Genomic DNA, 11,774 nt, shown 5'->3' on the forward strand with positions numbered 1-11,774 from the left:
AGAAGCTGTTTAGGAAGTAGGCGAGCGACCAATTCTGCGCAGCAGTAGCACGGTAAAGGCCAGCCAGTGAAACGCCAGCCAGGTATGCAGGCAGGTTTCAAAGCGCACGAGTAGCGTTTTGAAGCCGTCGAGCCAGGCGTTGAGTTGCTCAATAACCTGTCGGCGGCGGTAGAGTTCGGGGTCAAACAGGGTATCATCGTCGATTTGCCAGTCGGCCGAACGCCGGTTGCGCGGGATGTTGACCTCAATATCGCGGTGGGCACAGGCCTGGCGTAAGCTGTTGACATCAAAGGCTTTGTCGGCGTTCAGAAACAAGCCTTGCAGGCACAGGTCCGCCTGCTCCAACGTTTGGCAAAGCTCGCCAAAGACGGCTTCCAGCTCAAACGTATCGTGGTGCTGCCCGGCCTGGGGCGTGGCCAGGGCCAGCGGCTGGCCCTGGTTGTCGGCCAGGAACAGGGCGTTGGTGGTGCGCGCCGCTTTGCGGCCCTGGTAGCCCACGGCCACCCCGCCGTTCTTGGCCGGTGTGTGGCTGCCGTCGAGTTGCACGCTGGAGAGGTCGAGCAAGCGGCGGTGTAGGCGCAAGAGCGTCAGCCACAGCTTTTTCCAGGCCCCTTGTTTGCTCCAGGTGTGGAAATGATAGTACACCCCCTGCCAACTCAGGGGCTCGCCGCTGAATAGGGCGGCCACCGGTAGCCAGCGCCACTGACAGCCGGTTTTGAGTTTGTAGAGAATGGCGCCCACCACCTCGGCCGGAGCCACGCGCCGCCGCCGGCCCTGGCTGGGAAAGGGTAAATAGGGCAGTAGCCAGGTCACGATGATATCTTTGGAGAGGACTTCCACGGGCAGGCGTAAGAAACTTGGTTGGGTCGCACCCCAAATTTCTCTCTGCCGTGGGAGTCTTTTTTGTTTCCAGCCTACTTCCTAAACAGCTTCAAAGCCAAACTAAAGCGCCGGCAAATTCAAGCCGGCGATATTCTGATTGAAAAAAGTGGTGGCAGCCCTACCCAACCAGCTGGGCGGGTAGTGTATTGCCCTATCGATACAGGGGGCACAGCGTCTAACTTCATTGAAGTTTGCAAAGTCCGGGAGCAGTTTGATAATCGGTACGTTTTCTACCTTCTATATACTCTGTACCAGAGCGGCAGGGTGATGAAATACCAGCAGCAAACCACTGGCATCATCAATTTTAAGCTGAATGATTATAAAGAGGAGGCAGTAATTATCCCCGTCGAAAAAGCGGAGCAGCAACGCATTGCCGAACGTATTTCTACGCTTGAACAACTCATCGCCCAAACCGAAGCCCTCATTGCCAAGCACGAGCGCCTGCGTGCCGGCCTGCTCCACGACCTACTGACCTACGGCGTGGACGAGCAGGGTCGCCGCCGCTCCGAAGAGACTCACGAGTTTAAAGATTCGGCTATCGGGCGCATTCCGGTGGAGTGGGATATAACCTCGCTTGGAGAAAAATTTTCTATCAAATCTGGTAGCACGCCCTTGCGCAACCGACATGAGCGGTACTACCTCCATGGTACTATACCTTGGGTTAAGACCCTTGATTTAGATGAAGGCCCGATTTATGAAACTCAAGAAAGCATTACAGAAACTGCTTTAGCTGAGTCATCGTGTCAAATATTTCCCGTTGATACCGTTTTGGTTGCTATGTATGGAGGCTGGGAGCAAATTGGCAGAACTGCTATCTTGAAAAAAGAGGCAGCTACCAATCAAGCTATTTCAGCCCTAATTCCGAGGGAGAACATACAAATGGAGTACATTCTTCTCGCATTGCAACTAGGACGTCGCAACTGGAAGAAAGTCGCTATTAGCACTAGAAAAGACCCCAACATTACGAAAAGTGATGTTGAGAATTTTCAGATTAAGCTGCCCAGGAGTTCGGAAGAGCAGCGTGAAATTGCGCGCATCGCTCATGCTTCAATACAAGACATAGAATATCGGCAACGGTCATTAGAAAAGCTCAACCGCCTCAAAGCCGGCCTGATGCATGACCTATTGACCCCGCCCACGGCCCAAGCGCCGGACGCCCCCGCTGTACTGCAAGAAGCCGAAGCGCTGTTCGCCTAACCTCTCCGCTACCCCCGCTCATGCCCGTCAATTACAAGCTCGACGAACGCAACCACGTCGAGCTGCCGCTCCTGGCCCAGCTCGAAAGCCTCGGTTACACTGTCATTGATACCAGCGTTTCGGGCGGCGACGACTTAACCGCCACCGGCCGCGCCGACTTCGGCCAGACCTATCTGCCGGCCGTGCTGCGCGCCAGCATCCAGCGCCTTAATCCCTGGCTCCAGCCCGACCAGTTAGCCGGGGTAATAGCCGAACTACTCAGCTTCCCGGCCAGCAGCCTCGTGCGCACCAATCAGCTGGCCCACGAGCGCCTGCTCAAAGGCCTGACCGTGGCCGAGAACCGCCAGACCGGCGAGCGTACCCCCGTGGTGCGGCTGCTCGATTTCACTGGCATCCACGAGTTTCGCACGCCCCCCGGCAATGACTACCACGCCGTATGTCAGTTCAAGGTGCGCGTGCCCGGCGACCCTACCGGCAAGCTTATGCGGCCCGACGTAGTGCTCTTTGTCAATGGCCTACCCCTGGTCGTCATCGAGGCCAAGTCGCCCAAAATCAACGACCCGCTTACCGAGGCCATCACCCAGCTCACGCGCTACACCAACCAGGGCGAGTACCAGGGCCTCGGCAACCCCGCGCTGTTCTACTTCAACCAGGTCACGGTAGCCACCTGGCGCACCGGGGCCGTTTTTGGCACCATTACCACTACCACCCGCAAGCACTTTTACAAGTGGTCGGACCCCCACCCGGCCGCACTGGCGCAGGTATGGCGCGCCGACCCCGCTTCGTCCAGCACCCCCAACGACCAGGAGCGCCTCACCCACGGCCTACTCACGCCTGCCCACCTGCTCAGCCTGCTGGCTAGCTTCACCGTTTTCCAAACCACCGACGAGGGCCACCTCGTCAAGGTAGTGGGCCGGCATCAGCAGTTCCGGGCCGTGCACAAGGCCGTGGCCCGTCTGCGCCAGGGCGCTACCCCCCGCCAGCGCGGCGGCCTTGTCTGGCATACCCAAGGTTCGGGCAAGTCGCTGACCATGATGTTTCTGGTGCGCGAGATGTTCCGCCACCATGACCTACAAGACTACAAAATCGTCTTCGTCACCGACCGCACCCAGCTCGAAGGCCAACTGCACGAAACCAGCCAGGTGCTCGGCTATCCGGTCCGCGTGGCCGGCAGCGTCACCCAGCTCCAGGCCCGCCTGCGCAGCACCACCGCCGACGTGACGCTGGCCATGATTCACAAGTTTCAGGAAACCGAGCTGCAAGCCATCTTCCCGGAGCTAAACGACAGCGCCCGCATCCTCGTCCTTACCGACGAGGCCCACCGCTCGCAGTTTTCGCGCCTCGCCGCCAACCTCGACCAGGCGCTACCTAACGCCACCAGCATCGGCTTCACTGGCACGCCCACCGAAAAAGCCAGCAAGAAATTTGGCGACTACATCGATAAGTACACCATGCGCGAAGCCAACGCCGACGGCGTTACTCTGCGCATCGTGTACGAGGGCCGTACCCACGAGGCCGAACTGAGCGACGAAGCCGCCGCCGAAGGGCGCTTCGCCGACGTGTTTGCCGACTTTAGCGTGGACGAGCAGCTCGAAGTGCTGCCCCGCGCCACCCGCGACGCCTACCTAGAGTCGCGGCCCGTCATTCGGGCCAAGGTCCGCGACATGCTCCGCCACTTCGCCGAGCACATTCTACCCAACGGTTTCAAAGCCCAGATTGTAGCCAACTCCCGCGAGGCCGCCGTGCGCTACTACGAAGAGCTACAAACTGCTCTGCCCGAACTGCTGGCCGAGCTGGAGCAAGCCAACCCTACCCTCATTCCCCTTGACCAGCTCCGTGCGCTGCGGGCGGCCGTCATCATTTCTCACGCCCACAACGACTCGAAGCGCCTCACCGACCATACCAAAGAAGCTGACCATACCGAGCACATTGCGCAGTTCAAGCAGCGGTTTCCGACCGTCGTGCCCGGCCCCGGCGAGCCGCTGGCCCCTGGTAGCCTAGGCATCTTGATTGTCAACAATATGCTGCTAACTGGCTTCGATGCGCCCATCGAGCAGGTGCTCTATCTCGACCGCGTTATCGTCGCCCACAACCTATTGCAATCCATTGCCCGCGTCAACCGCGTGTATAACGAGGATAAAACCCGTGGCTTCGTCGTTGACTACGTGGGCGTGGGTAAGCACCTCAACGCGGCCCTCGAAGCCTACGACGAGGAAGAACGCCGGGAAATAACCGGCGAACTTGACTCCTTCGACCAAGAGCTGCAAGCTGTGCAGGAAGCGCACAAGCAACTGCTGGCCTTAGCCACCACCCACGACCTGCCCGACCTCACCGACCTCGATTCTTGGTACGAGCTTTTCTACGACGATGATTTTCGCTACGAGTTCAGTACCAAGTTCCAAAAGTTTGCCCGCGCCCTCGATGCCTTGTTTCCCCACAAGGAAGGGCTGTTTTATGACGCCGACCTCAAAGAGTTTGCGCAAATCAACGTCATGGCGGGCCGCCACTACCACGACCAGCGCCTCAGCCTCAAGGGTGTGCCGGCCAAGCTCCGCGCCATCCTCGACGACTACCTCACCGCCCACGGCGTCGAGCAGAAAGTAGCTCCGCTCGACATTACCAGCGACGAATTCGAGCAGCAGTTTGCCACCATTAGCAGCCCCAAGGCCCGTGCGGCCGGCGTCGAGCACGCCATCCGTCACCACCTCGCCGTCAACATGGCCAACGAAGACCCCGAGCTATACGCCTCTTTCGTCGCCCAGCTCAACGCCATTATCACGCAGTTTCGCGATAACTGGAATGAAATTTTGCGCCACCTCGAAGAGCTACGTCAGCGCATTCGTCGCCAATACCAGGAGCCGACATACGGCCTCAGCCGCCGCCGCGAGATGCCCACCTTCCGCATCCTCGTAGTCGAGCTACTACCCCTTGATACTAAGCCTACCGACGACCAAATTAGCGTCCTTGTGCCCACCACCAGCGAAATCGTGGACAGCATGAAGGTGGAGCTAAATCGCCCCGACTTCTGGCGCAATATCAACGCCCAAAATCGTCTTGCAGCGGAATTGATAGACTTAGTGTTGAAACTACGAACTGTTTTGCCCGGCACCTTTGCCAAGCGGGAGCACATCGTTTCCCGCCTGATGGAGCACGCCCGCAAATATTCTGACCTCATTCGCTTCGCTGAGTAGTTCGGTCGTAAATTGCCTTATGTCGCCTCTCACCCCCGAAATCAAGTTTTCCAACCGCCGCCGCACCATCGGCCTCACGGTTGAGCGGGACCGCCAGTTGGTGGTATATGCCCCCACTGGTACCAGCGACGACACCATCCAGGCCATCCTGCACCAAAAGCGGCATTGGATTCAGGAAAAGCTCGCTCATCCTCAGAAGTACCCCGCTGCTTCCCCTGCCCAGAGGCTGCTTCCTGGCTCCAGCATCTACTTTCTGGGGCGCACCCATCTATTACTAAGCGACTCCGAGCCTACCGCTCCGCTCCACTTCGACGGGCACACCTTCACCCTCGGCGCGGCTCTCCTCCCCAAAGCCAGCGCGTTGGTGCAGATTTGGCTGCGTCAGCAAGCGCAAGCCGTTATTACCCCCCGCGTCGAGCGTTTTGCCCGGTCCCTCGGCGTCACGTATCAGCGCATCCAACTCCTCGACCTGAAATATCGGTGGGGTTCCTGCACGGCCAATGCGGCCCTCCTTTTCAACTGGCGGCTTATTCAAGCCCCCAGCACCGTTATCAATTACATCATCGTCCACGAGCTAGCCCACCTGCTGGTACCCGACCATTCTACTACTTTCTGGAATGTTGTGGCTGTACAACTTCCTCTCTACGAGCACGCTAAAAAATGGCTGCGTGATTATGGAGCCATTCTGGAAGAGTTAGATTAGAAATAATAAATATTTAAATATTATATTAATTCCTTTAGTCGAAACAGACAAATAGCATCCTTAATTTTCCTGTTCGTTTCGACTAAACCACCTCAAATAATGTCGTGTTTCCTCAGTAGCATTCGCGCCCGTCACTTAGTTAGCAGCCGTAGAATGAGTGGACACCTCATGTCGGCTACTGCACTTCGTTCTCTGCCTTAAGCCGAGCAGCTGACCGTTGTTTCTGCTGGGCTTCCAGAGACTCACTGGCTACCTCCAGTTGTTGCATTGGCCCCTCGACAGTGGGATGGTCCGTGTAGATGGCCCGCGCCTGCTTACCCTCCCATATGGTGCCCGTTAACTGGAACCGGTCGCCCGTGCTAAATAGATAAGTGGCATCTTGCTTGAGTACTTGCCGATCGTCGTTGTAGGCAATTGCCATGAAGTATGCAAACTTGTTGTCAAAGAAGTAATAGCTGGTCCGCAACTGCTGGGCGTGCTTACTGAACTAGCCACTGCCGTGATTGGCCTGGTCGGAGGGGTAATAATAGCGCCTCATGCCCTCTATATTGCTCTCGCCTTCTTTCAGGCCGGGAAAGGCGCTCAGGGGCTCGCCGAAGTGATAGCTGGGAATGCCGTTGAGCGAGTCAAGTGGTCCGCTCGGCCACCGCCGCCGGAGAAATAGAACTAGCCGCGGTGTCGGTGGTGGGGGAGTGGGAGCAGCCACTGAGCAGCACCCCGGTCAGCAGGACCCAGACAGACAGGGAGAAACGATTGGTCATAGGGAGTAGGAGAAAATGCCGGAATCAGAGTTGAGCCGGAGGTAGGGTATCTGGGATTCAGGATAAGTGGCAAGCAGTTTTTGGATGGCCAGGTTTACCAGGGTAGATTTGCCGACTCGCCGCCAGAAGCTCACCCTCTCCAGGCTTTCTACCACGTCTGGGTGTAGTGAATAAGTCTTTTTGACTTCGAGAAGCTGGGCTGGGAGCAGTAGGGAGCTGGATACTTCTTCCGGGCCAAGTGGCGAAGCTGCTGCTGCTGGGTGCTGGGAGGCGGGTGCTGATGTCGAGTGCCGGACCTCGAAATACTGGGCCAGGCACATTAAGCCCTCGGCCGTGACGTACACCTGACCAGCTTCCAGTCTCAGGATTGGCTGGAAATAAGCGAATGCCTCGTACCACTGCGGCACTGCGGCCACGGGAGGTCCGAGTAATGAGGCCTCAGCGCCTCCCTAGCTGTGTACACAGCCTTAGCCAGTTGAGTCGGGGAAGCCTGGGTATAAGGAACCAGTGGTAGGTTAGGAAAAGGTAGTTGGTCCATTCAGGGCATTAGTAATGAGTTGACTTAGCCTCATAATTCGAGTCAATAGACTTCTCCTACATAATGACTAACTCTATCTCTATAGCCCGAGTGATAATGATAGGCACCCTGATAAATTCTGGATGGCCGTTTACTCCGGCTACGCCGATGACGAAGTGAGCGATGGACTGGTCGTCGGTTCGCATTGTGGGTAAAAAGTTAAGAACGAGGGGAAGGGGCGCGCCATCTTGTACCTGGTTTGGGGCTGCAATCTACGCAATTTTGTAGACTACTGACAACAACAGGCGGGTATTTTCACCCGGTAGCTTGCCGCTTATATGAGCGGCGAACCAATCAAGGCGTTTGGACTGGTCATCAAAGAGATGCGTAAGGCGCGGGGAGTATCCCAGGAGGTACTCTCTGACGAGGCTGGCCTGGACCGTACGTTTTTGTCTCAATTGGAAACCGGTAGGAAGCAGCCCTCTCTACTGACCATTTTTCAGTTGGCCACTGCTCTCCAAGCAACTGCCTCCGAGTTACTCAGGCAGGTGGAGAGTAAGCTCGGCGCGGAGAACTGAAATGGCTTATATTGGCCAATAGCACGATTTTTAGCTATGATAATAAAGCTAACCCACCTATTGCGCGAGTGCGCGAGTTTAGTACAGGGCGGGATGACATGTCATCCGACCGCTAACCCCGCTCTGGGGTAAACCTTGGACTGCTACTTTCATAGCTAGCCAGTACCTATATACCCGGCTCTAACTGCCATGTGTAAATACCGGGCGGTAGAAAACCAGTTGGCTGGCACTTACAATATGGCTCTGAGACAAAATGCATCGTCTACCATATACAAAGGGCTGTGAAAGACCAAACCCGAATTGGTAATTTCTTAGGGCGGATTTTAGGTCAGTGTACACTAACTTGAAAACTTAAGTAACTCCATAGCCCAGAGTCCTTAACATGCTTTATATATGGCCGAAATGTTTCATTGAAAGGCGGTGGGGAATAAAGATAATGCTAATAGTAATTTAATCTAAATAATAATTATTTTTGAACAGATATGCGTGACTAATGGCATTTCACTTGCAAAGTACATGGTGTACTAATTCTCGAAAGCCATGTTTTTAGGTAAAGTAATTGCGGGTATGTTCTACGTAGCATACATATTTGGTCTCTCTGTCCTAATGCTGTATGCAAGCGGAATCATTAGATTTCCTATTGGTAATTCGGGTGATGAAAGAAAAATAAATTTAGACGATAGTGGTGCTGAGAGGGAAGAATGTGAATAAGGGTAAGTTTTTCTGAATTTCATTTCTGATTAGTTTTGAGCTTGCATAGACTAGTTTCCACCAGCTGATGAGAGTCAGTTTGCTAGGCTGAACTTTGTGTAGTAATACGCAAGTAAAAAAGTATCCAGGTATAAGTAATATCTTTGCAAAGTACTCTCATTGAAGAGTGAAATTTGAGTAGGCCACACCCTAAATTTTACTTTTTAATGAGAGTCTTTACCTGTTATACCTATTCTGTGACTAGAAGCTATAAGTAGCTAATATTACAGTGTTTGTCAAGAAAAAGGGCTAAGCCAATAAGCTTAATTCAATGATAAAGTCAACCGCTTCTATATTAGGACTATTAGTCGTAATATCTTCCACCTACTATTTGTTATTCTGGGGCATTTTTACATTGATGTTTTTCAATACATGGATGTATCAGGAATAGTTAAAGGATTGATATACCCACTTCGCAATGCCGCAGTTACATTATTATGGCTCATTGGTGAATTATTTGCCGCTGCCACCTATCTATTTTTTGCGGCACGTAAAGCAAATGACGTGGGAAGAAAAGACTCAGAAATAATAGACCCGATAAAATACCAGATAGCTAAAATAAATACACTTACTGTAATGTGGTTCATTGCGCTTATCGTTTCGGCGTTTCTCATGATAATGTACTGCACTTCGATAGAAAGTGACCATATGCATTATGCGGTTTTTTGGGGTTCAATAGCTTTGCCTACTGCGTCAGTGGCGGTTGTGCTGGCATATTCCGTTATTGATAATAAGATTATGCTGAATGACTTTGAGAAAGGAGATAAAAAAGTGTTTGAGACAAAAAACTTATTTTATAAATCAATAGATTATTTTGTACTGGCTGTATCTTCTTATTTTCTTCTTGCCGCTTTTAGTTATGGCGCAATAGATTCTAGAAAAATAGAGAAGCATATTTCGTATGATTATATTAAAGATAATTCTTTTCTTGAAAAAGAAGGAATATGTCCTGATAATATACTTATCTACCTTGGTGCCGTAAATGATAAGTATTTTTTTATTGATTATAATACTTCTTATTATCTTGCAGTAGATAAAGGTACTGTTCCGGTGCTACTCCTCGCGCATCATGAGGATTATGGCGCAGACCTTGGCTTGTCGGATTATTTTAGTAGTTTCTCATTTCTTCAATTGGTATGTATAATTTTATTGACTTTGGCTATTTTATTATTTCTGTTTAAAATGCCATGGAACAAGTTTGGGAATTATATAAAAGGACTCAGCTTGAGAAAGAAACATTCACCATGTGATGTCAAAAAGTAAGTCAGATTAGTAAGACTAGAAACAAGGCCATCCTAACTAATTATAGTACTGCGTCAGGGGAATTTTATAAATAAAAGCAGGCAATGGTCGTTGCTGAGAGATAAGAAGAAAAATTATCGCCTTGCAGCTCTCCGCTAATGACCGAACGACTATTGTACCGCTCACCCGTAAAGGCCGACACACTGGGCGCACCGGGCATAGCCGCTGGACCCTGCGCCTGCTGGTAGATAAAGTTGTGAAGCTGAACTTGGTGGAAACAATCTCCAATGAAACAATAGCGCAAGTGCGCAAAAAATGAGGTGCAGCGCCAGTAGTACTGGTGCTAGGGTAGTGAGCGCCGCGTTTCTGGCTCGCTTGGAAGACATGCTGGCCGTATACGAGCAGCCCGATAACTCTCATTGTCCCGTCGTCTATTTTGATAAATGATCCTACATGCTTCATGGCCAGCCGGTTGAGCCCCCGCCGCTCGTGCGAGTGCAACCAGCCGGTCAAAGCAGGCCGTCTTCTATCAGCGCCTGCTTGCTGCGCAGGCCCGCGCCTTAGCAGCGTGTTTCGAGGTGCATTACACGCCCAAAAATTGCCTCCTGGCTCAATAGGGTCGAACTTAAACTCTCCGCTGTTGCCCGCTAGCACTGGTTGGGTTCAGCGGGCGGCCTCGTAGCAAGCCTCGCTACGAAACCCATATTCAATACCTTGCCGAGTGCCTTAAGGCTCGACTACCACCCGCTAGGTATAGCACCGTTGGCGCCAGGTGGGGAGAAAGTTACCACTCCGTCTATATTGCCTGCTGCACTGCTGATAGCATGGCTATGGGAGCGGCGGGTACATCTGTGCTAGCTACTATCGAATAGGAGACAGCAGGAACTGCACTGGCTGCTGGATGCAGGGGCAATTTGCTAGCTGGCAAGGTAGTCTCTGTAGTTCGCTAGCGCTTGGTCGCTCAATTCGTTTACGTTTACTTCCAAGTAGTTCAGGCGGACGTAATCGAGCAATTCTCGGAAGCTCTTTTGCAAAATGGTTCTGTGCCTAGTCAGGTGAGTAAAGTCTTTCCTAGACTTTTCACTTGGAAACGCGTCTCCAGGAATATGATATTTGTAAAAATCAGTATGAGCGTCAGGGTAATAATGCTGTGCGTAATTGAGTGATTTACCCCAGTTTTTTTTGAAGACTTCAAGTTTAGAAAGTAGAATTCGGTTATAGAGAAAAAACGTGCTACGCTCCACGACGCGTAAGAAAGCCTCTCTATAGTAGAAAACGCTTTTCGGGAGCCGTTCTGGAAACTCGTCTAAGAAATGGTCAAAATCCGCAATGTTAATTGTCTCTAGCGTAGAGGTGAGCACGCGAACGTCAGCTGCCCTTTCCTGTTGGGCTGGAGACATAATTTTGCGTTCCGCTGGCCTCAAAGGTACTTGCGTGATAATTTCGTTTAGAGCGGTCTGCAATACGCTCACCAAGTCTGCCTTACCAGCTTTGTCTTTTCGGTCCTGAATGGTAAATGGCGAAGCCCGGTGGCGGTCTACGTCGAAAGGCAAGTCAATTGGAAAATTGCCGTGCTGCTTGTTGAAGAGTAGTACGATGCGCTCCCAACCGAGGGTAGCGACGGCGTAACCTAACTCAATCAGCACGTTGGGATTAGCAATAGCCTTACCTCCGGCCGATATAGCAATGGTCGTTAAGTCGCATACGAACGCGTCGCAGGTATCAATCTTGCTAAATATGGTTTGAGGAATGTTAGGACTGCCAGACGTACCTCTGGTCGCCTCATCAATGGTTAACGTCTTCGGTTCAGTAGCTGCCTGCTCCAACTGGTCCGCCGCGTCACGAAGAGCGAGGCGTATGGCCTGTTGGTTAGTTTCTTTTGGGGAATCGCTTTGCCAAGAATAAAAAATTGTGTGAGTCATAATGCAGAATTAGATAGTAGACTTGTTTCTA

General features: G+C 52.4%; 10 protein-coding genes. 5 read left to right on the forward strand and 5 right to left on the reverse strand.

Annotated elements, in window-relative coordinates:
- Nucleotides 1-9 precede the first annotated feature (9 nt).
- A complete protein-coding gene (locus tag GKZ67_RS03450; protein WP_410505028.1) occupies nucleotides 10-840 on the reverse strand; it encodes an IS5 family transposase in 831 nt (276 codons plus the stop codon).
- A gap of 63 nt (nucleotides 841-903) precedes the next feature.
- On the opposite strand from GKZ67_RS03450, the gene GKZ67_RS03455 reads away from it, so the two are divergent.
- Genes GKZ67_RS03455 through GKZ67_RS03465 form a run of 3 tightly spaced genes read left to right on the forward strand, consistent with a single transcriptional unit; the run spans nucleotide 904 to nucleotide 5,973 of the window.
- A complete protein-coding gene (locus GKZ67_RS03455; RefSeq protein WP_173241160.1) occupies nucleotides 904-2,079 on the forward strand; it encodes a restriction endonuclease subunit S in 1,176 nt (391 codons plus the stop codon).
- A gap of 20 nt (nucleotides 2,080-2,099) precedes the next feature.
- On the forward strand, nucleotides 2,100-5,270 hold the full coding sequence (locus GKZ67_RS03460) for a type I restriction endonuclease subunit R (RefSeq protein WP_173241161.1): 3,171 nt from the start codon (nucleotides 2,100-2,102) through the stop codon (nucleotides 5,268-5,270).
- Nucleotides 5,271-5,289: 19 nt separating this feature from the next.
- A complete protein-coding gene (locus GKZ67_RS03465) occupies nucleotides 5,290-5,973 on the forward strand; it encodes a M48 family metallopeptidase (RefSeq protein ID WP_173241162.1) in 684 nt (227 codons plus the stop codon).
- A gap of 175 nt (nucleotides 5,974-6,148) precedes the next feature.
- On the opposite strand, the gene GKZ67_RS03470 is transcribed toward GKZ67_RS03465, so the two are convergent.
- The 3 genes from GKZ67_RS03470 to GKZ67_RS03480 form a co-directional block, all read right to left on the reverse strand.
- Nucleotides 6,149-6,394: a hypothetical protein gene (locus GKZ67_RS03470; protein WP_173241163.1), complete on the reverse strand. Its 246-nt coding sequence runs from the start codon at nucleotides 6,392-6,394 to the stop codon at nucleotides 6,149-6,151.
- Nucleotides 6,395-6,460: 66 nt separating this feature from the next.
- A complete protein-coding gene (locus GKZ67_RS03475) occupies nucleotides 6,461-6,679 on the reverse strand; it encodes a hypothetical protein (protein WP_173241164.1) in 219 nt (72 codons plus the stop codon).
- Between the two features lie 51 nt (nucleotides 6,680-6,730).
- A complete protein-coding gene (locus GKZ67_RS03480) occupies nucleotides 6,731-7,150 on the reverse strand; it encodes a hypothetical protein (RefSeq protein ID WP_173241165.1) in 420 nt (139 codons plus the stop codon).
- A 484-nt stretch (nucleotides 7,151-7,634) separates the two neighbouring features.
- Between GKZ67_RS03480 and GKZ67_RS03485 the strand changes: the two genes are divergently transcribed.
- Nucleotides 7,635-7,829, forward strand: a complete 195-nt coding sequence (locus GKZ67_RS03485; RefSeq protein ID WP_254245205.1) for a helix-turn-helix domain-containing protein — start codon at nucleotides 7,635-7,637, stop codon at nucleotides 7,827-7,829.
- Between the two features lie 1,122 nt (nucleotides 7,830-8,951).
- A complete protein-coding gene (locus GKZ67_RS03490) occupies nucleotides 8,952-9,842 on the forward strand; it encodes a hypothetical protein (protein WP_173241167.1) in 891 nt (296 codons plus the stop codon).
- A gap of 896 nt (nucleotides 9,843-10,738) precedes the next feature.
- On the opposite strand, the gene GKZ67_RS03495 is transcribed toward GKZ67_RS03490, so the two are convergent.
- Nucleotides 10,739-11,743, reverse strand: coding sequence for a hypothetical protein (locus GKZ67_RS03495; RefSeq protein ID WP_173241168.1), 1,005 nt, complete (start codon nucleotides 11,741-11,743; stop codon nucleotides 10,739-10,741).
- Between the last annotated feature and the right edge of the window lie 31 nt (nucleotides 11,744-11,774).

It is taken from the genome of Hymenobacter sp. BRD67 (assembly GCF_013256425.1).
Taxonomy (GTDB): Bacteria; Bacteroidota; Bacteroidia; order Cytophagales; family Hymenobacteraceae; genus Hymenobacter.